The sequence below is a fragment of the Bosea sp. ANAM02 genome (assembly GCF_011764485.1).
GTDB lineage: Bacteria > Pseudomonadota > Alphaproteobacteria > Rhizobiales > Beijerinckiaceae > Allobosea.
In genome coordinates, this window is record NZ_AP022848.1 from 2,974,522 (window position 1) to 3,000,598 (window position 26,077).

The window sequence follows — 26,077 nt, forward strand, 5'->3', positions numbered from 1 at the left end:
CCGGCACAACGACAAGAGGGTGGTTTGTCATGGCACGCATGGAGATGAGCGCGGTTCCCGCTTCGCTGGTGATACCGGCAGAGGTGTCGGCGGAAGCCTATTACGAACTCGGCCTGATGCACGCCTCGGGGCGCGCCGGGGCCGTCGATCTGGTCAAGGCGCAGACCTGGTTCAATGTAGCCTTTGCCCGCGGCTGTGCCCGGGCCGCGGCGCATCGCCAGGAACTGGCTCTCGAAATGAACCGCGACGAGATCGCAACGGCCTTGCGCGAGGCCCGCGCCTTCCTGACGCGGCATTGAGGCCACGTTCGGCACCCATAAGGATGGCGCCCTGCGGCGCCGTTCAGAACGCCGCGACGCCGCCCGAGGGCGGGGGCTGGTTGCCCCTGCGATCCCGGGTGATGGAATCGGGCGTGACCGACAGGATTTCACAAAGCAGCGCCAGGCAGCTGGCGAAGGCGAGACCAATGAGCAGCATAGGCAGGCTCCTTGACGTCAACGCCGTAATCTAACATCGAATTGAGCCGCCGGCTCATCGATTTCGGGCATGACGGCCCTGCGCACGAGCCTTGTGGGGTGCGAAGGCGGCAGCTATAAGCGCGCCGCATTTCCCTTTTCCGTACCCCTTCCAAGGATCGATCGATGGCTGTCCAGCGTACCTTCTCCATTCTCAAGCCCGACGCGACGAAGCGCAATCTCACCGGCGCGGTCAACGCGGTCATCGAGAAGGCTGGCCTGCGCATCGTCGCGCAGAAGCGCATCCAGATGACCAAGGCCCAGGCCGAGACCTTCTATGCCGTCCACTCGGCCCGTCCGTTCTTCGGCGAGCTCGTCGAGTTCATGACCTCCGGCCCGGTCGTCGTGCAGGTCCTGGAAGGCGAGGACGGCATCGCCAAGTATCGCGAAGTGATGGGAGCCACCAACCCGGCCAACGCGGCCGAGGGCACCGTCCGCAAGCTCTTCGCGCTTTCGGTCGGCGAGAACACCGTGCACGGCTCGGATGCTCCGGAGACCGCCGCGATCGAGATCGCGCAGTTCTTCTCGGGCAACGAGATCGTCGGCTGATTTCAGCCGCCTGCTGAAAAGCGGAAAGGCGCGCCGGTTTCCGGCCCGCCTTTTCTTTTGCGTATCGCGCACCGCGGCGGGGCGAGGCCCCGCTCCGGCATGGCGGCTTCTCAGAGCCCGAAGGAGTAGTTCGATCCCGTGTCGAACGAATAGCTCGCCGACAGGCCGATGGTGAGCGAATCCCGCGAGCCGAACGGCCTGACGATCGGGGAGCGCGTGGCGTCGCCGACGAGGCGCTTGTACTCGACATAGGCCGTGGTCTTGAGCTGCTCGGACCAGTGATAGGTGACCTGCGCCAGCGCGCCGACCGTGTGGACGCCGGCATTGTAGCGCTGCAGCAGACCGCCGGTGCCGGGCATCGCGCCGCCGGTGCCGAAATAGGTCCGGACATAGTCGGCGGAGGTGATCCGCATGCGCGGGCCGATGCCGAGCGTCCAGGTGCCGACGGTCGAGAAAGCATCGAGCTTGAAATCGGCGACGACGCCGTCATGGGCGGCGACGCCGCGGCGCAGGTCGACGCGGCCGCGCAGCCAGGAGGTCGGATAGAACTCGGCGAAGCCGCCGAGCTCGGCTCCGAACTTGGTGGCCGGTACGGCGACGAGAGCCGGGTTGACCTTGGCCGAGCGCTTCCAGAGCAGGTCGCCCGAGAAGCCGATGCGCCAGCCCTGGCCGGAGAAGACGCCGATGCTGAGCATCGCATCGTCCTCGGCGCTCCACCACGTGCTCTTCAGGCCGCGGCCGAGCGAGATGATCGGGCGGGCGCGGAAGACGTAATCGTCCGAGCCGGTATAGTCGGGCTGGTAGCGCACGCCGGCGCCCAGCGTGATGTACCAGTTCTGCGCCGACTGGGGCGAGGTCAGGGTCGAGTAGTCCCGTGACTGGGCCTGAGCCTGGCCCGAAAGGGACAGGGCGAGGCAGGTCGAAAGACCCGCCAGATACGCAACGCAACGCATGATCCACAACTCCGACGCCATGGCGTCTCCGATAGGCGATGCCCGCAATCTGGCGGAGGAGGTTTAATGGGCGGTTAAGGTTCCCATTTCGTTATATTCAGCATTATCAAGCGGTTGATCTTGCGGAGCCGCATGCGTTGCGAGGTTTGTCGGCCGTCGGCATGCCGTCATGGGCGCCCCGCAGTCCGGCAGGCGCCGATCACGCTCCCTTGTTGCAGGCGCCTGCTCTAGCATTCGCTGCACGTGGGAGGATAGTAGGCGGGGCCGCGCTGCCCGCCTCGATAACCCCGGCCGCCATAGCCCGGGCCGCCATAGCCTCTCCCGTCATAGTCCGGGGCACGGCCATAGCCCGGACCATAGCCATAGGCCCGGCCGCGGCCATATCCGGGCAGCCGGCCGACCGGTCCGCCCAACTGGCGACAGCCGTAAGCGTTGCAGGTCGATCGCGTATAGACGCCCGTGCGCTGATCGATGCAGCTTTGAGGCGTGCACACCATCTGAACGCGATGGATGTCCGTACGCGACGGAAGCCCCGCCACCGGCATGGCATGGGCAGCCGTCGCAAGCATTCCGAAAAGCATTACCGGTGCGATAGCTGAGAACCGCATTGAGGTTTCCTCCTGCCGCGATGATCGTCCGCTGGACCTGAACGAATCCTGACAGCCCCGGTTCCGTATCGCCTGCCGGCTGCTGTTTCGCGCCCGGACGGGCGGCCCGTGACGGCGAGGGGCCGCCGCCGGCCCTGGCGAGCGGGTCGGGACCTCCAGTCACCGGCCCGCTCATCCTTGTGGTTTCCGGCACCGCGAGCCCGGATATGACATGGTCCGAGAGAGATGGCCGCCAACGCCCCGCGCCGTGTCGATTCTTGAAGAAACAAGATCGATCCCGTCGTCACCCGGATTTCGGCTGGCCGATCTCTCCCCATAAGCCCCGGCAGCGCGATTACCGGTCGTTAATCGATCACGGGAAGAATGGGCCGCGGAGCCGGCGTGGCTCTGCGAAAGCACTCCAGGAGGAGCGATGATCATGAACGTGGCGATCCTCTGGCTGCTCTGCGCGGCGGTGTTCCTCGAACTGGCCGAGAGCGCGCCCGAGATCGACTGATCGTTGCCCAGCAACGACTAAGCCGCCCGGCCCAAACGGGTACTGGGACACCGGCCATCTGGCATTGACCGACTGCACAAGGGCTTCGAAGCGGCCGGCAAGACCGCGGGGGCGCGTCGAACGGGTCGCACCGCCCATGAAATCGGCATTCCCGGAGCAGTCCGCCTCTTGACCTTGCGGCCGCTCTATGGCCATGCCGAAGCACGGGCTCGGCATCCTGGTCTTCGCTGCGCTCCGTTCTCGAAGGGCAGGCGGAATCATGAAGATGCGGCGGATGGGTGCGGTCGTTCTGGCCGGTGGTTTGTCGATTCTGGCGAGCGTTTCGGCTTATGCCGCGAGCAGCTCGACGACCTTGCCGCCGCCGGACCCGACGGCGAAGAACCTGACGCCCTACATGATCCAGCTGCGCGCCTTCGACGCCTGCCTGATAACGCAGTCGCAGCTCATGGGCACGACGCGCGAGGCTGTCCACACCCCTTGCAGCTGCTACGCCAAGGGCACGGTCAACGCGATGACCAAGGACGAGATCCAGGCCTTCCGCGACACCGGCTATTTCAACGATACGGCCCGCGAGAAGGGCTTGCGCTTCGTCGACCAGTGCAAGCTGAAGCGGCCGTTCTGAGCTGACGACCGCGCCGGCTTTCGCACTCTCTTGGAATGCGCGGATCATCCCGGCACCGGAGGGAAACCCGGGATGACCGCGCGTATGTCGGGGAAGCCCTCTCCTTTCCGCCTTGCTGCTGACAGACTGCTGACAGAAACTGTCAGCGCGGCTGAGCCATTCTGCCGCAGGTCCACATCATGATCCGTTCGGTCCCCGCGCTCGAACGGCGTGGCTGTTGGGCCAGGAGACGAGTGGGGGAGACGCCGCCGTGCAGCGCGCTGAACGATTGCTCGACATGATTCAGAGCCTGCGTCGCCGCAGGCGCCCCGTGACCGCCGAGACGCTGGCTTCCGAGCTCGATGTCTCCGTGCGCACAGTCTACCGCGACATCGGCGCGCTGGTGCGCCAGGGCGTTCCGGTGCGCGGCGAGGCCGGCATCGGCTATGTGCTCGATGCCGGTTTCGACCTGCCGCCGCTGATGCTGTCGCCCGACGAGATCGAGGCCGTGCTGGTCGGCATGCGCTGGCTGAGCGAGCGCGCGGACCCTGTGTTGGCACGCGCCGCGGAGGATGTCGTCAGCAAGGTCGCGGCCGTGCTGCCCCCGCATCTGCGGCCGATCCTGCTCGACGGCGCGCTGTTCGCCGCGTCCCATCCCGGCGACGTGCCGGCCGACCAGGTCGATGTCGCGGCCGTGCGCGTCGCCATCCGCAACGGCCGCAAGCTCTCGATCCAGTACAGCGACGAGAGCGGCCACGCGACTCAGCGCATGATCTGGCCGATCGGCATGACATTCTACGAGCGGGTTCGGATCGTCATCGCCTGGTGCGAACTCAGACAGGCCTTCCGCCATTTCCGCACGGACCGCATCACCGATCTCGTCGCGCTGGAGGAGCGCTACCCCGCCCGCCGCGCCGACCTTTTCCGCCGCTGGCAGAAAGAGGAAGAGAGAGCCCGCGAGGAATGGGAGCGCTGCAAGCGCGAAGGCGGTGGATTATCCGCGAACGCCGAAGGCAGCGTCGCGGCCTAGATCAGATCGCGCCCTGTCGGACGCGGCAATGATGATCTATCTCCCTGATGACCTATCTCCTTATTGTCGCATCGGATAGCCAACACGATACGAAGTGTCTCGACGGGTTCCGGCGGAGCCCAAGCCGGGGATAACACTAGGCTCCCCGCGCCATCGGACGCCGCTCAGGGCGAGAGCGCCATCTTGAAACCCTCGTGGCTCTGCACGAAGCCGAGGCCAGCGTAGAAGCGATGCGCTTCCGGCCTGGCTTTGTGCGAGGTCAGTTCGACGAGGCCGACGCCCTTCTCAGCCGCGAAGGCGATCGCATGGCGCATCATGATCGCGCCGATGCCCCGACTGCGGCATTCCGGCGCGACATGCACGCTCTCGATCTTGGCGCGGGTGCGGCCGCGCTCGGCCATGCCCGGCAGGATGGTGATCTGGTAGGTGCCGACCACCCTGCCCTCCAGCTCGGCGACGAAGAGCGTGTTGTAGGGATTGCCCGCGATCACGTCGAAGGCCTTGAGATAGACCGGGTCCTGCGCCTCGGCCGCGATCTCGCCCGGCGTGCGCTTCTGCACCGAGGCGCCATGCATGATGAGCTCCGCGACGCGGGATACATCGGCCCTCGCCGCCTCGCGCATGCGGATTTCGGAAGCGTCGGTTTTCGTCATAGTCCTGTCTCGTCCGTTGGGCGCCTGCTTCAGGCAACGAAGAGGCGCTTCGCCATCAGGAGCGTATTGGGCGTGTCGTCACGCCCATCGAAGCGCGCCTGCCTCTGCAGGAAGAAGCCCATGCGCTCGTAGAAGGCGATGGCCGTCTCGTTCTGGCTCTCGACCTCGAGCCGCGCGACTGGCGCGTCCGGAAAGCAGGCCAGCGCGACCTGCAGCAAGGTGCGCCCGATGCCGACGCCCTGCCGGTTCGGCAGGACGTAGAGCCGCGTCAGCAGGGCCGCGCGGTCACGCTCCTGCCGGGCGGAGGCCGTGGCGACGATCTCCTCGCCGACAAGCGCGACGAGGAAGACGCCCTCGTCGCGGCCGAGCTGCGCCTTCAGGTTCTCAAGGGAGTGCCAGGCATTGGTGATCTCGGCGACGCGCTGCCAGCCATAGATGCCGTCATAGGTGGCGTGCCAGGTCTCGACCAAAAGCGCCCTGACCGCCGGGAGATCGGTGGCTTCGGCGTCGCGGATGACGAGATCGGAGGGCGTCATCCCAATCGTCCAGCTTGCGCAGGAAACAGCGCCGCCATCCCGGGCTTGACCCGGGATCCATGCCGGAACGCAACCGAAGAAGGTTCAGGCATGGATCCCGGATCTCCGCTTCGCTGCGTCCGGGATGACAGCATGTTCGATCACTCGATGCCGAGCTTTGCTTTAAGGATCTCGTTCAGCGCCTGCGGGTTGGCCTTGCCGCCCGAGGCCTTCATCGCCTGGCCGACGAACCAGCCCAGCATGGTCGGCTTGGCCTTGACCTGCTCGACCTTGTCGGGGTTCGCCGCGATGATCTCGTCGACCGCCTTCTCGATGGCGCCGGTATCGGTGACCTGCTTCATGCCGCGGGCCTCGACGATCTGGCGGGGGTCGCCGCCTTCGGTCCAGACGATCTCGAACAGGTCCTTGGCGATCTTGCCAGAGATGACGCCCTCGCCGATCAGGTCGACGAGGCCGCCGAGCTGGGCAGCCGAGACCGGCGAGGTCGTGACGTCCTTGCCTTCCTTGTTGAGGCGGCCGAAGAGCTCGTTGATCACCCAGTTCGCCGCTGCCTTGCCGTCGCGGCCCTTGGCGACGTCCTCGAAATAATCGGCCTGCTCGCGCTCGGCGACCAGCACCGAGGCATCATAGGGCGAGAGCCCGTAAGTCGCGATGAAGCGGGCCTTCTTGGCGTCCGGCAGCTCCGGCAGCGCTCCCTTCAGGCTCTCGACGAAGGCGTCGTCGAACTCGAGCGGCAACAGGTCCGGATCGGGGAAGTAGCGGTAGTCATGCGCCTCTTCCTTGGAACGCATCGAGCGGGTCTCGCCCTTGCCGGGATCGTAGAGGCGGGTTTCCTGGTCGATCGTGCCGCCGTCCTCGATGATGCCGATCTGGCGGCGCGCCTCGGTCTCGACCGCCTGGCCGATGAAGCGGATCGAGTTGACGTTCTTGATCTCGCAGCGCGTGCCGAAGGGATCGCCGGGCTTGCGCACGGAGACGTTCACGTCGGCGCGCAGGTTGCCCTTCTCCATGTCGCCGTCGCAGGTGCCGAGATAGCGCAAGATGGTGCGCAGCTTCGAGACATAGGCCTTCGCCTCTTCGGCCGAGCGCAGATCCGGCTTGGAGACGATCTCCATCAGCGCGACGCCCGAGCGGTTCAGGTCGACGAAACTCATGGTCGGATGCTGATCATGGATCGACTTGCCGGCATCCTGCTCCAGATGCAGCCGCTCGATCCCGACGGTGATCTGCTCGGTCGGCGAGAGATCGACCACGATCTCCCCCTCGCCCACGATCGGGCTCTTGTACTGGCTGATCTGGTAGCCCTGCGGCAGGTCGGGATAGAAGTAGTTCTTGCGGTCGAAGACCGAACGATTGTTGATCTGCGCGTTGAGGCCCAGCCCCGTGCGCACCGCCTGCCTCACGCATTCGGCATTGATCACCGGCAGCATGCCGGGCATCGCGGCGTCGACGAGGCTGACATGCTCGTTCGGCTCGGCGCCGAAACCGGTCGAGGCGCCGGAGAACAGCTTGGCATTGGAGGTGACCTGGGCATGGATCTCCATGCCGACCACGATCTCCCAATCGCCGGTCGCGCCCTTGATCAGCTTCTTCGGGTCGGCGGGGCGGGCATGCGCGTTCATCTGGACTCTTCCGAATGATATAGTGGCCTACGCGTTACGATGTCGGCGAGCGGGCGGCAAGAGAGGAGCGACCGCACGCTTTCGCGCTTGCGAGCCCTCATCCTGAGGAGCGATCCGCAGGATCGCGTCTCGAAGGATGCTCCAGCGGACGCCTCCGGGGCGATCTGGAACATCCTTCGAGACGCCGCTCGCGCGGCTCCTCAGGATGAAGGCTCGCATATTTTACACGTCTTCCAGCCGCTGCGCGTTGCGCTCCTGCAACCGGATGGCGGGAATGTGGCTTATGTGGCGCAATATCGCGCACATTGACGGGTGATGGTTCTTGACATTCGTCACTCGTCGACCCTTCTTGCGCAAAATGCCGGAAACCCCCATTGGTTGTGCCGGCTCGTTACCCCGGAGTTCCGTCATGTCACGCAGCCGTTTCATCGGTCTGGTGCTCACCGCCGCCATCACGTCGACCGTGCTCACGGCCTTCGACGCCGCCGCGCAGGGAGCCCCGCCGGCTCCTCCGGTCCAGGTCGCCAACCCGCTCGCCAAGCGCATCACCAACTGGGACGAGTTCACCGGCCGCTTCGAGGCCAGCGAACAGGTCGACGTGCGCGCCCGCGTCTCCGGCTTCATCGAAAACGTGCATTTCCGCGACGGCTCGCTCGTCCAGAAGGGCGACCTGCTCTTTACCATCGATCAGCGACCTTACAAACTGGCCGTCGACGTGGCCCGCGCCGAGGTCGCCCGCGCCAAGGCCCAGGTCGAGCTGGCCCAGAACGAGGTCGAGCGCGCCGAAGGCCTGACGCAGAACCGCACGATCACGGCACGCGACGTCGACCAGCGCCGCGCCAACCTGAACAGCGCGGTCGGGTCGCTGCAGGGCGCCGAGGCGAACCTGAAGAATGCCGAGCTCAACCTCGAATGGACAGAGGTGCGCGCGCCGCTCGCCGGCCGGATCTCGAACCGCCGCGTCGACCCGGGCAACCTGATCGCCGGCGGACAGTCGGGCGCCTCGCTGCTGACCACCATCGTCGCGGTCGCCCCGATCTATTTCACCTTCGACGTCTCGGAGGCCGACTATCTGCGGTACTCGCGCATGAGCAATCCACGCGAGGGCACCGGCAGCAAGGACGCCGGAACGCTGGTCGAGGTGCGCCTTGCCGACGAGACCAAGTGGGGTCGCCGCGGCAAGGTCAACTTTCTCGACAATGCGCTGAACGCCCGCTCGGCGACGATCCGCGGCCGCGCCGTGTTCGAGAACAAGGACCAGTTCCTGACGCCCGGCGTGTTCGGCCGCCTGCGCTTCTTCGCCGGCGAATCCGACGCGCTTCTGGTGCCGGACACGGTCATCGCCTCGGACCAGGCCAGCAAGATCGTGCTGACGGTCGGCCCCGAGAACAAGGTCGTGCCAAAGCCCGTCGTGCTCGGGCCGCTCAGCGAGGGCCTCAGGGTGATCCGCTCCGGCCTCACCGCGCAGGACAAGGTGATCGTCGGCGGCAACGCCAATCCGATGGTCCGTCCGGGCGTTCCGGTGACCCCGCAGCCCGGCGAGATCAAGGTCGCGACGACCAACTGAGTGCCTGCCGCGCCGGCCTCCCGCGAAGGCTGGCGCACGCCTCCCGGGCCATGACCGGCCCCGACTGAATCACGGACGCCACCGGGCGCCCGCCCGCCTTATTCCGGCCAGGACATTCCCATGTTCCGCTTCGCCCATTTCTTCATCGACCGGCCGATTTTCGCCACCGTGCTCTCGGTGCTGCTGACGATCGCCGGTGCCATAGCGCAGCGTTCGCTGCCGATCGCCGAATATCCTGAAATCGCACCGCCTACGGTCTCGATCACCGCGACCTATCCGGGCGCCTCGGCCGAGACGGTCGCCGCCACGGTGGCGACGCCGATCGAGCAGGAGGTGAACGGCGTCGACGACATGCTCTACATCACCTCGCAGTCGACCGGCGACGGGCGGGTGACGATCAACGTCGTTTTCAAGGGCGGCACCGATATCGACCAGGCGCAGGTGCTGGTTCAGAACCGCGTCTCGCAGGCCGAGGCGCGCCTGCCGCAGGACGTGCGCGCGCTCGGCATCCAGGTCCGCAAGGCCTCGCCCGACTTCCTGATGGTCATCAACATGATCTCGCCGGACGGGTCGCGCGACGCGCAGTATATCTCCAACTATGCCTCGCTCTACGTGAAGGACGTGCTGACCCGCGTCGACGGCGTCGGCGACGTGCAGGTCTTCGGTGCCCGCGACTTCTCGATGCGCATCTGGCTCGACCCCGCCAAGGTCGCCGCGCGCAACCTGACCGCAGGCGATGTGGTTGCCGCGCTTCGTGCGGCGAACGTGCAGGTCGCGGCCGGCGCGCTGAACCAGCCGCCGGCCAAGTCCGACGAAGCCTTCCAGTTCTCGGTCAACACGCTCGGCCGCCTGACCGAGATCTCGGAATTCGAGAACATCGTCGTGCGCGCCGATGCGGATGGCGGCACGATCCGCGTGCGCGACATCGCCCGCGTCGAGCTCGGCTCGCAGGACTACACCACGAACGCCTATCTGGATAACCGGAACACCGTCGCCATCGGCGTCTTCCAGCGTCCGGGCTCGAACGCGCTCGCGACCTCGGACAAGCTGATCTCCACGATGGCCGAGATGGCCAAGCAGTTCCCGGTCGGCCTGGAGCACCGCATCATCTACAACCCGACCGAGTTCATCGGCGAGTCCGTCGACGCGGTCGTGCGGACGCTGCTCGAGGCGGTCCTGCTCGTCGTGATCGTGGTGATCCTGTTCCTGCAGACCTGGCGCGCCGCGATCATCCCGATCGTCGCGATCCCGGTCTCGCTGGTCGGCACCTTCCTGGTGATGAGCGCGGTCGGCATTTCCTTCAATACGATCTCGCTCTTGGCGCTGGTGCTCGCCATCGGCATCGTCGTCGACGACGCGATCGTCGTCGTGGAGAATGTCGAGCGCTATCTGGCCGAGGGCATGACGCCCAAGGAAGCCGCGCACAAGACCATGGACGAGGTCGGCGGCGCGCTGCTCGCGATCGCGCTCGTGCTCTGCGCCGTGTTCATCCCGACCGCCTTCATCAGCGGCCTGCAGGGCACCTTCTACCAGCAATTCGCAGTGACCATCGCAGCCTCAACGGCGATCTCATGCTTCGTCTCGCTGACGCTCTCGCCGGCAATGTCGGCGGTGCTCCTCAAGCCCCACAAGAAGCATGACGAGACCGCGCAGCACGGTTTCCTCTACAAGCTCGGCGCGCCGATCCGCTGGTTCTTCCATTATTTCAACGCCGGCTTCGACTGGCTGTCGCGGACCTATGGGCGCATCACCTCGCGGCTCATCCGCATCGCGGTGATCCTGCTGATCGTCTATTCCGGCCTGATCGCGGCCACGGTCTGGGACATCAAGAGGACGCCGACAGGCCTCGTGCCGCAGCTCGACCGGGGCTATTTCATCGCCGTGATCCAGCTACCGCCCGGCTCTTCGCTTCAGCGAACGGATGCCGTCCTGCGCAAGGCCAACGATATCCTGCTGTCGCGTCCCGGGGTCGCCCATACCGTCGCCTTCGCCGGTCTCGACGGCGCGACCTTCACCATCGCGCCGAATACCGGCGTCGCCTTCGTGACGCTGTCGCCGTTCAAGGACCGTGAGAAGCAGGGCCTGACGACGCAGGGCATTTTCGCCGATCTGCGCCAGCAGCTCTTCGGCATCCCGGAAGCGTTCAGCCTCCTGATCGAGCCGCCGGCCATTCCCGGCATCGGCACCGGCGGCGGCCTCAAGGGCTATGTGCAGGATCGCGGCGGGCGCGGACTCGCGGCCCTCGAAGGCGCGGCCTGGGTTGTCGCCGGATCGGCCGGGCAGGTCCCGGGCATCCAGCAGCCCTTCACGCTGTTCTCGACCAAGACGCCGCAGATTTATGCCGATATCGACCGCACCAAGGCCGAGATGCTCGGCGTGCCGGTGACGCGCATCTTCGAGACGCTGTCGGTCTACATGGGCTCGGCCTATATCAACGACTTCAACCTGCTCGGCCGGACCTATCGCGTCACCGCGCAGGCGGACAACCCGTTCCGCCTGACGACGCGCGATGTCGCCAATCTCAAGACCCGCAACGCGGATGGCGAGATGGTGCCGATCGGCTCGATCGCGTCGTTCCACGACACGACCGGCGCCTATCGCGTGCCGCGCTACAACCTCTATCCGGCGGCGGAAGTGCAGCTTTCGATGGCGCACGGCTATTCGACCGGACAGGGCATCGCGGCCGTCGAGAAGATCGCGGCGGAGCGGCTGCCGGCCGGGTTCGGCTTCGAGTGGACCGAAATCGCGCTGCAGGAGAAGCTCGCGGGCAATACGGCGGTCGTCGCCTTCGGCCTCGCGGTGGTCTTCGTCTTCCTGCTGCTGGCGGCACTCTACGAGAGCTGGCTCCTGCCGCTCTCGGTCATCCTGATCGTGCCGATGTGTATCCTGGCCGCGATGTTCGGGGTGAACTATGCCGGGCTCGACCGCAATATCCTGGTCGATATCGGCCTGGTGGTGCTCGTCGGCCTCGCCGCGAAGAACGCGATCCTGATCGTCGAATTCGCCAAGCAGGCCGAGGACGAGGGCATGAACCGCCGCGACGCGGCGATCGCCGCCGCCAAGACCCGCCTGCGGCCGATCCTGATGACCTCGATGGCCTTCATCCTGGGCGTGCTGCCGCTGACCGTCTCGGTCGGCGCCGGTGCCGAGATGCGCCAGGCGATGGGCATCGCGGTGTTCTCCGGCATGCTCGGCGTGACCTTCTTCGGCCTGATCTTCACGCCGGTGTTCTACGTGATGGTGCGCTGGCTGGCGGATCTACGCGGAACGAAGCGGAAGGCTGCGGCGCAGGCGTCCGGGGCGCATTGAGGGCGCGGAAGGCCTACGATAACGGAATAGGAAAGGGGCCGCATCGCTGCGGCCCTTTTTTCGTTCACTGATCCATCTGCGAGAAGATTGGTCGCCTGTCCTCAGGCCTGGACCAGACGTCGCGCCAATGCCCGGCAGAGCGGCGCAAGACCGGCGGCGACTGCCGTCCCGATCGCTCGGGCGCCCAGATCAGGGATCGTCTCGCCGCGCGTCAACTGGACGATCGTCAGCAGGATCATAAGGACGGCGATGAGGACGAGGATGCCGGCAAACACCATCAGGCAGGCATAGGCCATCGCGCGGCTGACGATCATCGCCGTCTCCTTTGCAAGGACTGCCGGCGCGCCTCTATCGAGCGCATGCCGTTTCGAGGCGGAGCCCGCTCAGCCCCACCAGCGCTCGGAGACGGAGAAACGGCCCGCCGCCTGCTCGATCACCTCGCCGAGCGAGAACAGCGCCTCCTCGTCGAAGGGGCGACCGATGAGCTGGAGGCCCAGCGGCAGACCCTGGGCGTCGAGGCCGGCGGGAACCGCGATGCCCGGCAGGCCCGCCATGTTCACCGTCACCGTGAAGACGTCGTTCAGGTACATCTCGACCGGATCGGCCGAGCCCTTCTCGCCGATGCCGAACGCGGCCGACGGCGTCGCCGGCGTCAGCACGGCGTCGATGCCCTGGGCATAGACCGTCTCGAAATCGCGCTTGATCAGCGTGCGGATCTTCTGGGCCCGGACATAATAGGCGTCGTAATAACCGGCCGAGAGGACATAGGTGCCGATCATGATGCGGCGCTTGACCTCGGCGCCGAAGCCGGCGGCGCGGGTCCTCTCGTACATCTCGACGATATCCTTGCCCTGCTCGCGCAGGCCGTAGCGGACGCCGTCATAGCGGGCGAGGTTCGAGGAGGCCTCTGCGGGAGCGACGATGTAATAGGCCGGCAGGGCGTATTTCGTGTGCGGCAGCGAGATCTCGACGATCTCGGCGCCCGCCGCACGCAGCCATTCGATGCCCTGCTGCCAGAGCGCGTCAATCTCGGCGTTCAGCCCGTCGAGACGGTATTCGCGGGGAATGCCGATCTTCATGCCCTTCACCGAGCGCCCGATAGCCGCCTCGTAATCCGGCACGGCCCTATCGACCGAAGTCGTGTCCTTCGGGTCGTGGCCGGACATCGAGCGCAGCATCACGGCCGCGTCGCGCACGGTCTTGGCGATCGGCCCGGCCTGGTCGAGCGAGGAGGCGAAAGCGACCGTGCCCCAGCGCGAGCAGCGGCCATAGGTCGGCTTGATGCCGACAGTGCCGGTGAAGGCGGCGGGCTGGCGGATCGAGCCGCCGGTATCGGTCGCGGTCGCGGCGAGGCAGAGATCGGCGGCGACGGCCGAAGCCGAGCCGCCCGATGAGCCGCCCGGCACGAGATGGTTGCCCTCGACGGCGCCGCCCTGCCCTGCACCCACGTTAGAACCCTTGCGGCGCCAGGGGTTCACGACGTTACCGAAAGCCGAGGTCTCGTTCGACGAGCCCATGGCGAATTCGTCGTTGTTGAGCTTGCCGAGCATCACGGCGCCGTCGCGCCAGAGCTGGCTCGTCACGGTCGATTCATACGCCGGCACGAAATTGCCTAGAATCTTGGAACAGGCCGTAGTGCGCACGCCTTCGGTGGCGAACAGGTCCTTGATGCCAAGCGGCAGGCCTTCAAGCGGTCCGCCCGCGCCCTTGGCGAGCTTCTCGTCGGAAGCCGCGGCCTGCTTGAGCGCGTGCTCGGGGGTTTCCAGCACATAGGCGTTCAGGGCGCGGGCCTTCTCGACGGCGGCGATATGCGCCTTCGTCAATTCGGTCGCGGAGAAGGTCTTGGCTTTCAGGCCGTCGCGGGCCTCGGTCAGCGTCAGGCGGGTGAGATCGGTCACGGGAGAGTTCCGGAATTTATCTGGTCAAAAGACCCCGGATCGCGCTTCGCGCGTCCGGGGTGATCGAATAGGCGCGCCTCGCGCCTATTCGATCACCTTCGGCACCATGAAATAATCGTCCTCGGAGGCCGGGGCGTTGGCGACGATCGCGTCTGCGATCTCGCCATCGTTCACGACGTCCTCGCGCTGCTTCATCGCCATCGGCGTCACCGAGGTCATCGGCTCGACGCCGTCGACATTCACCTCGTTGAGCTGCTCGACGAAGCCGAGAATGGCGTTGAGCTCGCCTTGCAGCTTGGGCAGATCGGCCTCCGGCACGGCGATGCGCGCGAGATGCGCGACGCGTTTGACGGTGGCGAGATCGACCGACATGGCGGACTCCTGAGAAAGTGGCGGCGCAACAGCGCCAATCGTTGTCAGGGCTATAAGCGGAGGAGCAAGCGCCCGCAACAGAAGCCCATCATTTACCAGACAAGGCGCGGGGGACCCCTCTCCTGTAAGGAGAGGGGCAGGGGTGAGGTGTAGGTCCCTGGACCAGTTCGCATCACCTTACTGCAGCAGCGGTCAGGTCACCGCTACGGTGTCCAACGGCCTACCCCTCACCCTGCCCTCTCCCTCCGGGAGAGGGTTCCCCGCGGTATTGCTTGAAGCGTGCGGGGTCTCAAACCGCGAAAGCCTCGCCCTTCTTCGGCAGCACGACTTCGATGCCGCTGCCCTGCATGCCGGCGACAAAGGCGTCGGCATTCTGGTCGATGATCGGGAAGGTGCCGTAATGGGCGGGGATCGCGAGTTTCGGCTTGACGAAGCGCGTCATGGCGAGCGCGGCGACCTTGCCACCCATGGTGAAGCGATCGCCGATCGGGCAGATGCAGGCCTCGACACCATGGATCTCGGCGAGCAGCGCCATGTCCGAGAAGATGTCCGTATCGCCCATATGCCAGAGCGTCTTCTGGCCCTTCGCCTTGATGATCGCGCCATTGGCGTTGCCGACGGGGACGTTGACGCCACCCTCGCCCATGCCGGCCGAGTGATCGGCGCGGACCAGCGTGACGCTGAACGGGCCGAGATCGACCGTGCCGCCGGTGTTCATCGGACTGAAGTTCTTGAGCCCCTGCGAGGCCAGATGCATCGCGAGGTCATAGTTCGTGATGACGGTCGCGCCGGTTTTCCCGGCGATGTCGAGCGTATCGCCGACATGATCGCCATGGCCGTGGGTGACGACGATATGGCTGACGCCCTTGGAGATCGCGGCGACATCGCCCTCGAAGGCCGGATTTCCGGTGAAGAACGGGTCGATAAGAATGACGGCGCCGTCAATATCGACGCGGAAAGCGGAATGGCCGTACCAGGTGAGTTTCATGCGAAGGCTCCAGGCTTTCGAAATGCCGGCTCCTATCTAGGCCGATCTGGCCCGCCGACCAAGTCGACAATGCAGATGGAGAGAGGCAGGCTGGCGCCATGACGAACCCACGGAATCGCCCCATGACCGACGCTGCCAAGGTCTCCAGCCAGGAACTCGCCCGCCGGATCTCCCAGGGGCATGGCGACGAGCCGGCCGATCTCGTCGTCAAGGGCGCGAAGCTCCTCGACCTCGTCACCGGCGCGCTGGTCGAGAGCGATATCGCGATCTGCGGCGATACCATCGTCGGGACCTACGGGGCCTATGAAGGCAAGCGCGTCATCGACGCCAAGGGCCTGATCGCCGTGCCCGGCTTCATCGACACGCATCTGCACATCGAATCCTCGCTGGTGACCCCGCTCGAATTCGAACGCTGCGTGCTGCCGCATGGCGTCACCACCGCGATCTGCGACCCGCACGAGATTTCGAACGTGCTCGGTGTCGAGGGCATCCGCTATTTCCTCGCCTGCGCCAAGGCGATGCGGATGGATCTGCGCGTCAACCTCTCAAGCTGCGTGCCGGCGACGCATCTTGAGACTGCAGGGGCCGCGCTGGAAGCGGGTGACCTCATCCCGATGATGGATCATCCCAAGGTGATCGGCCTGGCCGAGTTCATGAATTTTCCGGGAGTAATCCATCGCGACCCCGACTGCCTCGCCAAGCTGGAGGCCTTCTCGCACCGTCATATCGACGGCCATGCGCCGCTGGTGCGCGGGATCGACCTCAACGCCTATCTCGCCGCCGGCATCCGCACCGACCACGAGACCACGACCGCCGACGAGGCCCGCGAGAAGCTCGCCAAGGGTATGGCGATCCTGATCCGCGAGGGCTCGGTCTCGAAGGACCTGCACCAGCTGATCCCGCTGATCTCGCGCGACGCCTCGCCCTTCCTCGCCTTCTGCACCGATGACCGCAACCCGCTCGATATCGGCGAGGAAGGCCATCTCGACTACATGATCCGCACCGCCATCGCCGAGGGCGCCGATGTGCTCGCGACCTACCGCATCGCTTCGCTCTCGGCGGCGCGGAATTTCGGTCTGTTCGACCGTGGCTTTATCGGGCCGGGCAAGCGCGCCGATATCGTGCTGGTGGAAGACCTTGCCGCCTGCTCGGTGAAGCAGGTCCTGACCGGGGGCCGGCTGGTCGAGGAGGCGCTGTTCGCCGATCGGACGACGATCGCGCCGGTCGGGCTCGGCAGCGTGAAGAGCCGCAGACTCTCCCCTGCCGACTTCTCCGTGAAGGCGCGCGACGGCGAGACGCCGGTGATCGGCGTGGTGCCGGGGCGGATCATCACAGAGCGCCTGTCGATGGCCCTGCCCTCGCGCGACGGCGAGGCCCTGCCCGATCTGGCGCAGGATGCGATCAAGGTCACGGTGATCGAGCGGCACGGCAGGAACGGCGGTATCGCCACCGGCTTCGTTCATGGCTTCGGCATGAAGCACGGCGCCATCGCCTCCTCGGTCGGCCATGACAGCCATAATCTCTGCGTCGTGGGCGTCGACGATACCTCGATGGCGGCGGCGGCCAACCGACTGATCGAGATCGGCGGCGGCTTCGCCGTGGCAGATGGCCGCGCGGTTACGGCGGAGCTGGCCCTGCCGGTCGCCGGGCTGATGAGCGAGCAGCCCTTCGAGGTGGTGCGACACGATCTGGAGAAGCTGCGCGCCGCGGCAAAGGCGCTGGACGTCGTCCTGGCCGAGCCGTTCCTGCAGGTCGCCTTCCTGACCCTGCCGGTGATCCCGCATCTCAAGATCACCGACAAGGGGCTGGTCGATGTCGACCGGTTCGACTTCGTGTGACGATGAGGCGGCGGACCATAAGGCGCGCCAATCGACTGATATCTGAAGCGGGTCGGGCTGAGCCGAAGGTGGGATTGACGATCGGTCGTCTGGATCCTCTAGCTAGCCTTGTTACGATATGAGGTAGCCATGACTCGCTTCAGCGTCTTCGCGTTTGTCGTTTCGTCGCTCCTATTGCTCGGTCCAGCGACGGCCCAGCAGATTTACAGCCGCGAACCGGCCAAGGGGCAGATCATTGCCGGCCAAAAGGTGCTCGTCGACGACGGCAGATGTCCCAGAGGGCAGATTCTCGAGGTAACCGGCGGCACGAATCCGGGCCTTCGGGGTCGGCTTGGCCAGTCTACGGAGCGCCAGCGCCGTTGCGTCGCGCGCCGCTAAAGACGGATTCTCTCGCGAAACAACTGATCCCGGCGAGCTGGCTTGCACCCTAAATCCGCTCATCCAATGCCGCCATGACCTTCTCGGCCACAAGCCCGGACACCCGCCCGTTCGACTCCACCGTATTGCCGGCGATATGCGGGGTCAGGATCAGGTTCGGCGCGCCCGCGAAGACCTTGGCGGCGTCCTTGCCGAGCGGCTCCTGCTCGTAGACATCGATCGCGGCGCCGCCGAGCTTGCCGGCCTTGAGCGCCTTGACCAGCGCCGCCTCGTCCATGATGCCGCCGCGCGCGGTGTTGATCAGGATCGCGTCCGGCTTCATCCGGGCGAAGGCCTTCGCGTCGATCATCCCGCGGGTTTCCGCGGTCAGCGGGACATGCAGGCTGATGACGTCGGCCTCGGCCAGCAATTCGTCGAGTTCGAGCCGGCGCACGCCGCTCCAGGCGGGATCGTCTGCGGGCAGGCGCGGATGGTAGGCCGCCACCTCCATGCCGATGGCGCGGGCATGATGGGCGACGTCGCGGGCGATCGAGCCGAAGCCGACAAGGCCCATCAGCTTGCCGGCGATCTCGCGGCCGATCAGCTTCGTCTTGGGAAATTCGCCGGCGACCATCGCGGCATTGGCGAAATAGGCGCCGCGCAGCAGGGCCATCGTCGTGCCGATGACATATTCGACGACGGAGAGGCTGTTGGCGCCCGTCGCGGGGAAGACGCGGATGCCGCGCGCGGCGCAGGCTTCCATGTCGAGATTGTCGAGACCGACGCCGAGGCGGCCGATGACCTTGAGCCGCTTCGCCGCCGCCAGCACCTTGCCGCGGACCTGCGTCTGGTTGCGCACGATCACGGCGGGCACATCGGCGAAAAGCCGCACCATCTCGTCCGGGTCGGCATAGAGCTCGGGATCGTAATGGACCGAGAAGCGCGCCTTCAGGTTGGCGATGGCGGTGTCGTCCATGAATTCGGTGATGACGATGTCGGTCATGGTGCTGTGCTGACAAGAAAGCGAAGGCGTTGATCGGGGCCGTAGAGCGGCGCGACGAAGGTCTCGATCAGGCGCCCGCCATTCTTCTCGATGATGCGGCGGGAGGCGTGGTTGGTCGCGTCGCAGGTGATGGTGATCTCGGGCATGCCGGCCTCGCGCGCCACGCCGAGCATCCCAGCGAGCGCTGCGGTGGCATAGCCGTGGCCTTCGAAGGCCGGCAGGATGGTGTAGCCGACATGGCCGAGCACATGCTCCGGCAGGGCCAGGATCGGGCGGCCATGCTTTTCCTGCCAGCGCAGGTTGATCGAGCCGATGAAGGGCCGCTCCGGCCTGTCCTCGGCGAAGATCCAGCGTGTCGGGCCGGGAATGCGATCGACCTCGCGGCCGTCCGGCAGCTTGATGCGGCCCGGCCCGCCGCGTGTCTCGGCGAGGAAGGCGTCGGGATCGGCGGCGATGGCGGCAAGCTGCTGGGGCGCGACGTTGCGCGTCGTATTCGGCGACCAGCCGCCGCGCAGAGCCGCCTGATAGACGTCGAGCAGGGTCTTGTCGGGAACTCGCAGCGAAATCCGCGCCGGCACGGGAGGCATCCTTTTCGAGCGGCGGTGCCGCTCTCCAACATCGCGCCTATAGCTTGATAGCCGGCATCGCGCGATGACTTCCGCGCTACAGATGCTCGGAAACCTGTCATTCGCGCCGGATCGCCGCACAGGTATCGCTCGCGAGGCCGGCCGGCGCGTGATACCGCCATGCCATGACCAGCGCCGTCGTCCCGCTCGAAGCCTTCGTCGACCTGCCAGCTCATGCACGCCTGCTCGGGCTCGATCTCGGCACCAAGACGATCGGGCTCGCGCTGTCCGATGTGCAGCGGCAGATCGCGACGCCGCTGGAGACGATCCAGCGCGTGAAGTTCGGGCTCGACGCGGCAGCGCTCCTGAAGATCGCCGCCAAGCATCAGGTGGCGGGGCTCGTCATCGGCCTGCCGCTCAACATGGACGGCACCGAGGGGCCGCGCGTCCAGTCCACCCGCGCCTTCGTGCGCAATCTCCTGCCCCTCACGGACCTGCCGATCGTATTCTGGGACGAGCGGATGTCGACGCTGGCGGTGACGCGCACCCTGCTCGATGCCGATGCCTCGCGCGCCAAGCGCGCCGCTGTCGTCGACAAGATGGCCGCCGCCTATATCCTGCAGGGCGCGCTCGACCGGTTGGGCCGGCTCGGCCCGGAGGAAGCCGGGGACGAGGACCAGTACGACTGAAGGCCGCCTTGCGTCCTATCAGATCCAGATAAGCCACGTCGTTGTCATTCCGGGGCGCGCCATCGGCGCGAACCCGGAACCCACGACCGGGTGAACGTCCGAGGTTCGGCTACAAGCGGCTCACCCAGTCGTGGGTTCCGGGTTCTTCGCTCCGCGAAGCCCCGGAATGACAAAGGTAATTTCGATCGGGAACGACCCGTAGTGATCCGCGTCGCCTAGCGAAAGAGCTGCCCGCGCTTGAACGCCTTCTTCTGGGCCTCGCGCTCGTTCTTGACCGCGCGCTTCTGCTCTTCGAGCGACATGCCGGCCATGGGGTTCTGCTGGCGGCCATAGCCTCGGCCACGGCCGTCGTCGCGACCATAGCCACCGCCTCCGCCATAGCGGGAGCCGCGATCGTCATAGCGCCGGGAATCGCGACGGTCGAAATCGCGACGCTCGTAACCGTCTCGGGATCGGCGTTCATAGCCTTCGCCGGACCGGCGCTCGTAGCCATAGCCCTGGCCGCCATAATACTGGGCGGACGCCGGCTGGGCGGACGCCCAGGCCAAAGCGATCAGGCCGAGGCCGGCAATCCCCGCGCGTCGAAGCGATTTCATCGTGGCAATCCCCCTTGTTCATCGATCCACAACGCCATGCATGACGTCGAAATCCGAAGAAACTTCTCACATACGAAGGCCCGCACGAATCGCGCGGGCCTTGCAAAGCAGACCTTCAAGGTCGATCAGCGGTCATAGCGCCAGTCATAGGGCTGCTGATAGTAATAGCGGCGCGGATAGGCATAGACCGGCGCCGGCGCCGCGTAATATCCATCGTCGTAGTAGTAGCGCGGCGCCGCATAGGCGCGGTTCTGAGCCGCGATCGCCGCCGCACCCAGGATGCCGAGGCCGATCGCGCCTGCCACGGCCGCGCCGCGCGACGGACCGCGCCAATGGCCGCGATAGCCGTGACGGTAGCGATACTGGGTATATTCGGCCTGGGCCTTGTCGAGGCGCGCCGCGTCGAAGCCGCGGGTTTCGGACATCGCCGGGACGGCGAGGCTGCCGGCCGCGACACTCGCCACGGTCAGCGCGACAGCGGCCTTTTTCTTCAGAGACATCATGACGGCATCTCCTTTCGCGAGATCACCCAATGTTGAAGCCAGCATGGGGCAGTCCGGTTGAATGGGACCTGAACCGATCGCGGCAGCATTGCGGCAGAGACATCGCTACCCCTCTCCCGCGCCCTTGCCGGCCACAGTCGGGCGTGACAGGGACAGGTCTGTTCGACAGTCGAAACGGCCGCCGGCCGCCATTGTTCCGATTACGCCCCCTGCCCCTCGTCTCTGGCCCCTCCATGCTCGACAGCCTGATCGCCGTCTTTCTCGTCATCGCGACGGGCTGGTTCCTGAAGGCGCGGGGCGTCGTCTCGCCGTCGCATTGGATCGGCGTCGAGCGCCTGACCTACCAGGTGCTGTTCCCGGCGGTGGTCGTGCATACGCTGGCGATGGCGGATCTGCGCAGCATGCCGGTCCTCGGCATGGGTTCCAGCCTCGTGCTCGCGATCCTCAGCGTCGCGGCCCTGCTGCTGCTCGCCCGCCCGCTGCTGGCGCGCGCCGGCATCGACGGGCCGGCCTTCACCTCGATCTTCCAGGGCTCGGTGCGCTGGAACACCTTCGTCGGCCTCGCGCTCGCCGCCGGGCTGCAGGGCCGCACCGGCACGACGCTGATGGCGATCGCGGTTGCCGCGATGATCCCGCTGCTCAACGTCATGTGCGTGTTCGTGCTCGCCCGCTTCGCCAGCGGCAAGCCGATGAGCCTCGGCGCCACGATCCGCTCGATCCTCTACAATCCCTTCATCTGGTCCTCTGCGGTCGGCCTTGCGCTGAACCAGCTTCAATGGATGCTGCCCAGCGCCTTTACCGGCTATCTCGACGTGCTCGGGCGCGCCTCGCTCGGCATCGGCCTGCTCGTGGTCGGCTCGGCGCTCGACCTCGACAAGCTGGCGCGGCCGAGGCTGGCCCATGCGGTGGCTGTCGGCCTGAAGCTCGCGGTTCTGCCGGTGCTCGCCTGGCTCTATGCCGGCTGGTTCGGCGTGACCGGTCCTGCCTTGGCGATGACGGTGATCGCAGGCGCCGTGCCGACCGCGACAGCCGCCTATTTCCTGGCGCGCGACCTCGGGGGCGATGCGCCGCTCATGGCGGAGATCACGACGCTGCAGACATTGCTCGCGCTGGCGACGCTCCCGGCTGCCGTCTTTCTTCTGACATAATATACTAGAGCTTGAATTTCATTCATATTTGCAATCTATAATTGCATATCCGTTGGGAATCGCTGCCCCGCGGCCGAGTTGATCCCCCATCATGCGAGGGAATCCATTCGCCATGAAGCATAAAGTTTCCAAGCTGGTCGCGCTTGAATCCATCGCGAACGGGGACGACGTTCCCATCCGGCCGATGTCGCCGCTGGAGGCCGCCTCGTTTATCGAAGGTATGGCGGCCGAGCTGCGCATCATGGCCCGCAACACCAAGCTCAGCACGCTCAGCTACTTCCTGGAGATGGCTCGGATCGAGGCCTCGGCCGAAGTCGAGCGACTGGCATCGCCGAGCCGGGACCGGCACTAAACGGTAGCGTTCCGTTCAGGGGGCGAGGCGCGACAGGGTCCCTCCCGGATGGCGCCTTATCGCGCCGGTGAGTTCCAACTCGACAAGGACGTGGCCGATCTCACCCGCTGAGAGCCCGCTCGCGCGGACGAGATCGTCGAGCGCGATCGGCAACGGCCCGAGCAGATCGAGCACGCGGCGGCCGGAACCGGCCGCAGTCGCGATCGGCGACGATGAGGACGGCTCCAGCTCGAATCCGTCCTCGTGCCGCGCGTAACCGGGGGCAGGCTCGATCTCGGGCAGGTCGAGCTCGTCCCACATCGCCTCGGAGGCCGGTTCGCCGACGGTTTCACGGATGAGGCGCGGTGGCGGTGACAGATCGAGCTCGCGCTGGCGCAGGGGCTGGAGCGCCTCGATGACATGGGCCGATTCGGCGCAGAGCGTCGCGCCCTCGCGGATGAGGTGGTTGCCGCCCTCGGCCCGCGGATCGAGCGGCGAGCCCGGCACGGCGAAGACCAGCCTGCCCTGCTCGTTGGCGAAACGCGCGGTGATGAGCGAGCCCGAACGGCGCGCCGCCTCGACCACGACCGTCCCCAGCGACAGCCCCGAAACCAGCCGGTTGCGGCGGGGGAAATCGCGTGCCCGGGCGATCCAGCCGAGCGGCATCTCGCTGACGAGCGCGCCGCGCTCCTGGATGCGGCGGGCAAGCGGAATGTTCTGCGGCGGGTAGATCTCGTCGAGCCCGCCGGCGAGCACGGCGATCGTGCCGGTTTCCAGACTCGCTTCGTGAGCGGCGGTGTCGATGCCGCGCGCGAGACCCGAGACCACGGCAAAATCGGCTTCGCCGAGCTCGCGCGCGAGCCGGGCCGTGAACTTCATTCCGGCGGCCGAAGCGTTGCGCGATCCCACAAGTGCGACGCCCGGCCGTTGCAGCACCTCGGCACGGCCGAGCACGGCCAGCAAGGGCGGGGCCGAATCGATCGCCTGCAGCGGCACGGGATACTCGGCCTCGCCGAGCGCGATGAAGCGGCCGCCGAGACGCATCAGTCCTTCGAACTCGCGCTCAGCCTCTGCTGCAGGGCAGATGCGGATATCGCGGCCCGCCTGCCGCGCGAGGTCCGGCAGCGCGTCGAGTGCCGCGGCCGCACCGCCGAAGCGGTTCATCAGGGAGCGGAAGCTGCGCGGGCCGATGCTCTCGCTGCGGATCAACCGCAACCAGTCGAGACGCTGGCGATCGGAGAGGACGATCCCAGCCATGCCCTTGTCAGCCCTTCTGGCCGATCTTGCCTTCGCGCCCGGAGAGCAACCGGGCGATGTTCTCCCGGTGCATGATCCAGAGCAGGACGGTGAGCCCGGCCATGACGAGCGCGGCCTTGGGCATGCCCGCCCAGAGCCAGAGCAGGAGCGGCGTCAGGGCGCTGGCGACCAGTGCCGAGAGCGAGGAATAGCGGAAGAGATAGGCCAGGCTCAGCCAGATCGCAGCGAAGACCAAAGCGATGGAGGCCTTCACGCCGATCAGCACGCCCAGATAGGTCGCGACGCCCTTGCCGCCCTTGAAGCGCAGCCAGATCGGAAAGAGATGGCCGAAGAAGGCACCGACGCCCGCCGCCAGCGCCGCCTCCGGGCCGCCGAGGAAGCACGCGCCAACGAGGACCGCGGCCGTGCCCTTCAGCATATCGCCGACGAGGGTCGCCGCCGCGAGCTTCTTGTTGCCGGTGCGCAGGACGTTGGTCGCGCCGATATTGCCCGAGCCGATGCTGCGCAGGTCAGGGCCACCGGCGAGCCTGGTCAGGATGATGCCGAAGGGGATCGAGCCGAGGAGATAGCCGACGACGAGGGCGATCAGCGTGGCGGGGCCGGAAAGGCCCCAGTTCAACGTCTCAGCCATTCAACCCCTCGTGCACCCACCCAGCGACGTCAGATATAGAATCCGCCGTCGCGAATAGGAAGCGCGCCGTCATCCCGGACAAGCCGCGTGAGCGGCGCCGATCCGGGATGACGAGGTGGAAATATCTGAGGCGACCGGTTCAGCCCGGCTCGACCTCATAGACTACCCGGCCGCCGACGAAGGTCGCGGCGACGATGCCTTCCAGCCGCGCCTCGTCGAAGGGCGAGTTCTTGGCGCGGGACTTGAGCTTGCGCTTGTCGACGACGAAGGGCGCCTCGGGGTCGAATAGGACGAGATCGGCAGGCGCGCCGACGGCAAGCCTGCCGGCGGAAAGCCCGATCAGCGCGGCAGGCCGGGCCGAAAGCGCGGCAAGAAGCTGCGGCAGGCCGATCTGCCCGGCCTGGACCAGACGCTGGGCAGCCGAGAGCATGGTCTCGATGCCGAGCGCACCGTCCGCGCATTCGGAAAAGGGCTGGCGCTTGGTCTCGACATCCTGCGGGTCGTGATCGGAGACGACGACGTCGATCACGCCCTCGGCCAGCGCGGCGACCATGGCGAGGCGATCGTCCTCGTGGCGAAGCGGCGGAGAGACCTTGCAGAAGGTGCGGTACTCGCCGACATCGTTCTCGTTGAGGGTCAGGTTGTTGATCGAGACGCCGCAGGTGACGCGCACGCCGTCCTGCTTGGCCCGGCGCACCAACTCGACCGATTCCGCGCAGGAGATCATCGCGGCGTGGTAGCGGGCGCCGCTGGCGCGGGCGAGGCGGATGTCGCGCTCCAGCATCACCGTCTCGGCCTCGATCGGAATGCCCGGCAGCCCCCTGCGGCTGGCGAACTCGCCCTCGTTCATCACGCCGGAGCCGCGCAGGTCGGGGTCCTCGACATGGTTCATGATGAGGGCGTCGAAATTGCGGGCGTAGATCATGGCGCGACGCATGACCTGAGGATTACGCAGGCCCTTCGCGCCGTCGCAGAAGGAGACCGCCCCGGCCTCCAGCAGGAGGCCGAACTCGGTGATCTCCCTGCCCTCCAGCCCCTTGGTCAGGGCGGCGCAGGAGAGCACGTTGACGACGGCCTTGTCGCGGGCGCGGCGCTTGACGAAATCGATGATCGCGGGGTCGTCGATCACCGGATTGGTGTCCGGGCGGCAGACGACCGTGGTGACGCCGCCGGCGGCAGCGGCCTGCGAGCCGGTGCCGAGCGTCTCGCGGAACTCGGCGCCGGGCTCGCCGAGGAAGGCGCGCAGGTCGACGAGGCCGGGCGTCAGAACCTGACCCTTCGCATCGATGCGGCGCACACCTTCGCCCGTGGCGGGCGCGCCCTGCCATTCGACCGCGGCGATAGCGCCGTCGCGGACGAGAACGGAGCCTACGCCTTCTCGCCCGGTCGCGGGGTCGATCAGGCGCGCGTCGACGATGGCCAAATCTCTCGACGTCATGTCCTGCGTGTCAGCCATGTTCG

Annotated in this window: 27 protein-coding genes; 11 read left to right on the top strand and 16 right to left on the bottom strand. The window is 66.5% G+C overall.

Features of this window, described 5'->3' with window-relative positions; all coding sequences use genetic code 11:
• Positions 1-29: 29 nt before the first annotated feature.
• Entirely contained in the window at positions 30-299 is a 270-nt protein-coding gene (locus OCUBac02_RS14330) for a hypothetical protein (RefSeq protein WP_047579746.1), read from the top strand.
• Between the two features lie 43 nt (positions 300-342).
• On the opposite strand, the gene OCUBac02_RS27515 is transcribed toward OCUBac02_RS14330, so the two are convergent.
• Positions 343-477, bottom strand: a complete 135-nt coding sequence (locus OCUBac02_RS27515; protein WP_280528818.1) for a hypothetical protein — start codon at positions 475-477, stop codon at positions 343-345.
• Between the two features lie 164 nt (positions 478-641).
• Here OCUBac02_RS27515 and ndk point away from each other — a divergent pair, with 164 nt between their 5' ends.
• Complete coding sequence (gene ndk, locus OCUBac02_RS14335) at positions 642-1,064, top strand: nucleoside-diphosphate kinase (RefSeq protein ID WP_047579744.1); 423 nt, start codon at positions 642-644, stop codon at positions 1,062-1,064.
• Positions 1,065-1,174: 110 nt separating this feature from the next.
• On the opposite strand, the gene OCUBac02_RS14340 is transcribed toward ndk, so the two are convergent.
• Entirely contained in the window at positions 1,175-2,017 is an 843-nt protein-coding gene (locus OCUBac02_RS14340; protein ID WP_173046509.1) for a MipA/OmpV family protein, read from the bottom strand.
• A 1,363-nt stretch (positions 2,018-3,380) separates the two neighbouring features.
• Between OCUBac02_RS14340 and OCUBac02_RS14350 the strand changes: the two genes are divergently transcribed.
• Both OCUBac02_RS14350 and OCUBac02_RS14355 read left to right on the top strand, forming a co-directional pair.
• Positions 3,381-3,743, top strand: a complete 363-nt coding sequence (locus OCUBac02_RS14350; protein WP_047579752.1) for a hypothetical protein — start codon at positions 3,381-3,383, stop codon at positions 3,741-3,743.
• 250 nt (positions 3,744-3,993) lie between these two features.
• Positions 3,994-4,752, top strand: coding sequence for a helix-turn-helix transcriptional regulator (locus OCUBac02_RS14355; protein ID WP_173046511.1), 759 nt, complete (start codon positions 3,994-3,996; stop codon positions 4,750-4,752).
• A 164-nt stretch (positions 4,753-4,916) separates the two neighbouring features.
• Here the strand turns inward: OCUBac02_RS14355 and OCUBac02_RS14360 are convergent, their stop codons facing one another.
• From OCUBac02_RS14360 to gatB, 3 genes are all read right to left on the bottom strand, one after another.
• The gene (locus tag OCUBac02_RS14360) at positions 4,917-5,405 is read right to left on the bottom strand and encodes a GNAT family N-acetyltransferase (RefSeq protein WP_173046513.1); all 489 of its coding nucleotides are present in this window, start codon (positions 5,403-5,405) and stop codon (positions 4,917-4,919) included.
• Between the two features lie 29 nt (positions 5,406-5,434).
• Positions 5,435-5,941: a GNAT family N-acetyltransferase gene (locus OCUBac02_RS14365; RefSeq protein ID WP_173046515.1), complete on the bottom strand. Its 507-nt coding sequence runs from the start codon at positions 5,939-5,941 to the stop codon at positions 5,435-5,437.
• Between the two features lie 140 nt (positions 5,942-6,081).
• Positions 6,082-7,563, bottom strand: a complete 1,482-nt coding sequence (gene gatB / locus OCUBac02_RS14370; protein ID WP_173046517.1) for an Asp-tRNA(Asn)/Glu-tRNA(Gln) amidotransferase subunit GatB — start codon at positions 7,561-7,563, stop codon at positions 6,082-6,084.
• 409 nt (positions 7,564-7,972) lie between these two features.
• Between gatB and OCUBac02_RS14375 the strand changes: the two genes are divergently transcribed.
• Both OCUBac02_RS14375 and OCUBac02_RS14380 read left to right on the top strand, forming a co-directional pair.
• Positions 7,973-9,130 (top strand): efflux RND transporter periplasmic adaptor subunit, encoded by a 1,158-nt coding sequence (locus OCUBac02_RS14375; RefSeq protein ID WP_173046519.1) that lies wholly within the window; start codon positions 7,973-7,975, stop codon positions 9,128-9,130.
• 120 nt (positions 9,131-9,250) lie between these two features.
• Positions 9,251-12,439 (top strand): efflux RND transporter permease subunit, encoded by a 3,189-nt coding sequence (locus tag OCUBac02_RS14380; protein ID WP_173046521.1) that lies wholly within the window; start codon positions 9,251-9,253, stop codon positions 12,437-12,439.
• Positions 12,440-12,540: 101 nt separating this feature from the next.
• Here OCUBac02_RS14380 and OCUBac02_RS14385 read toward each other — a convergent pair whose 3' ends face one another.
• The 4 genes from OCUBac02_RS14385 to OCUBac02_RS14400 all read right to left on the bottom strand — a co-directional run bounded on the left by OCUBac02_RS14385 (position 12,541) and on the right by OCUBac02_RS14400 (position 15,697).
• Positions 12,541-12,753 carry a hypothetical protein gene (locus OCUBac02_RS14385; protein ID WP_047579846.1) on the bottom strand — a complete coding sequence of 71 codons (213 nt, stop codon included), beginning with the start codon at positions 12,751-12,753 and terminating at the stop codon, positions 12,541-12,543.
• Between the two features lie 69 nt (positions 12,754-12,822).
• Positions 12,823-14,337 (bottom strand): Asp-tRNA(Asn)/Glu-tRNA(Gln) amidotransferase subunit GatA, encoded by a 1,515-nt coding sequence (gene gatA, locus OCUBac02_RS14390; protein ID WP_173046523.1) that lies wholly within the window; start codon positions 14,335-14,337, stop codon positions 12,823-12,825.
• A gap of 84 nt (positions 14,338-14,421) precedes the next feature.
• Positions 14,422-14,709: an Asp-tRNA(Asn)/Glu-tRNA(Gln) amidotransferase subunit GatC gene (gene gatC, locus OCUBac02_RS14395; RefSeq protein WP_047579849.1), complete on the bottom strand. Its 288-nt coding sequence runs from the start codon at positions 14,707-14,709 to the stop codon at positions 14,422-14,424.
• A gap of 289 nt (positions 14,710-14,998) precedes the next feature.
• Positions 14,999-15,697: a metal-dependent hydrolase gene (locus tag OCUBac02_RS14400; RefSeq protein ID WP_173046525.1), complete on the bottom strand. Its 699-nt coding sequence runs from the start codon at positions 15,695-15,697 to the stop codon at positions 14,999-15,001.
• A gap of 122 nt (positions 15,698-15,819) precedes the next feature.
• Here OCUBac02_RS14400 and ade point away from each other — a divergent pair, with 122 nt between their 5' ends.
• The gene (ade, locus tag OCUBac02_RS14405) at positions 15,820-17,535 is read left to right on the top strand and encodes an adenine deaminase (RefSeq protein ID WP_173046527.1); all 1,716 of its coding nucleotides are present in this window, start codon (positions 15,820-15,822) and stop codon (positions 17,533-17,535) included.
• Positions 17,536-17,664: 129 nt separating this feature from the next.
• A complete protein-coding gene (locus tag OCUBac02_RS14410) occupies positions 17,665-17,913 on the top strand; it encodes a DUF6719 family protein (RefSeq protein ID WP_197933270.1) in 249 nt (82 codons plus the stop codon).
• Positions 17,914-17,962: 49 nt separating this feature from the next.
• Here OCUBac02_RS14410 and OCUBac02_RS14415 read toward each other — a convergent pair whose 3' ends face one another.
• Both OCUBac02_RS14415 and OCUBac02_RS14420 read right to left on the bottom strand, forming a co-directional pair.
• Positions 17,963-18,895, bottom strand: coding sequence for a hydroxyacid dehydrogenase (locus tag OCUBac02_RS14415; RefSeq protein WP_173046529.1), 933 nt, complete (start codon positions 18,893-18,895; stop codon positions 17,963-17,965).
• The gene (locus tag OCUBac02_RS14420) at positions 18,892-19,473 is read right to left on the bottom strand and encodes a GNAT family N-acetyltransferase (RefSeq protein ID WP_244638945.1); all 582 of its coding nucleotides are present in this window, start codon (positions 19,471-19,473) and stop codon (positions 18,892-18,894) included. The genes OCUBac02_RS14415 and OCUBac02_RS14420 overlap by 4 nt, the downstream gene beginning before the upstream one ends.
• Before the next feature lie 173 nt (positions 19,474-19,646).
• Between OCUBac02_RS14420 and ruvX the strand changes: the two genes are divergently transcribed.
• Complete coding sequence (gene ruvX / locus OCUBac02_RS14425) at positions 19,647-20,150, top strand: Holliday junction resolvase RuvX (RefSeq protein ID WP_173046533.1); 504 nt, start codon at positions 19,647-19,649, stop codon at positions 20,148-20,150.
• A gap of 215 nt (positions 20,151-20,365) precedes the next feature.
• Here ruvX and OCUBac02_RS27235 read toward each other — a convergent pair whose 3' ends face one another.
• Both OCUBac02_RS27235 and OCUBac02_RS14435 read right to left on the bottom strand, forming a co-directional pair.
• A complete protein-coding gene (locus OCUBac02_RS27235) occupies positions 20,366-20,746 on the bottom strand; it encodes a hypothetical protein (RefSeq protein WP_047579861.1) in 381 nt (126 codons plus the stop codon).
• A gap of 125 nt (positions 20,747-20,871) precedes the next feature.
• The gene (locus OCUBac02_RS14435) at positions 20,872-21,249 is read right to left on the bottom strand and encodes a hypothetical protein (RefSeq protein WP_173046535.1); all 378 of its coding nucleotides are present in this window, start codon (positions 21,247-21,249) and stop codon (positions 20,872-20,874) included.
• A 233-nt stretch (positions 21,250-21,482) separates the two neighbouring features.
• Between OCUBac02_RS14435 and OCUBac02_RS14440 the strand changes: the two genes are divergently transcribed.
• Together OCUBac02_RS14440 and OCUBac02_RS14445 are read left to right on the top strand one after the other, a co-directional pair.
• Complete coding sequence (locus OCUBac02_RS14440; protein ID WP_173046537.1) at positions 21,483-22,397, top strand: AEC family transporter; 915 nt, start codon at positions 21,483-21,485, stop codon at positions 22,395-22,397.
• Positions 22,398-22,509: 112 nt separating this feature from the next.
• Positions 22,510-22,749 (top strand): hypothetical protein, encoded by a 240-nt coding sequence (locus OCUBac02_RS14445; protein ID WP_047579865.1) that lies wholly within the window; start codon positions 22,510-22,512, stop codon positions 22,747-22,749.
• 15 nt (positions 22,750-22,764) lie between these two features.
• On the opposite strand, the gene dprA is transcribed toward OCUBac02_RS14445, so the two are convergent.
• From dprA to pyrC, 3 genes are all read right to left on the bottom strand, one after another.
• A complete protein-coding gene (dprA, locus tag OCUBac02_RS14450) occupies positions 22,765-23,976 on the bottom strand; it encodes a DNA-processing protein DprA (RefSeq protein WP_173049589.1) in 1,212 nt (403 codons plus the stop codon).
• A 16-nt stretch (positions 23,977-23,992) separates the two neighbouring features.
• Entirely contained in the window at positions 23,993-24,616 is a 624-nt protein-coding gene (gene plsY / locus OCUBac02_RS14455; protein ID WP_173046539.1) for a glycerol-3-phosphate 1-O-acyltransferase PlsY, read from the bottom strand.
• Positions 24,617-24,755: 139 nt separating this feature from the next.
• On the bottom strand, positions 24,756-26,072 hold the full coding sequence (pyrC, locus tag OCUBac02_RS14460; protein WP_465247722.1) for a dihydroorotase: 1,317 nt from the start codon (positions 26,070-26,072) through the stop codon (positions 24,756-24,758).
• Between the last annotated feature and the right edge of the window lie 5 nt (positions 26,073-26,077).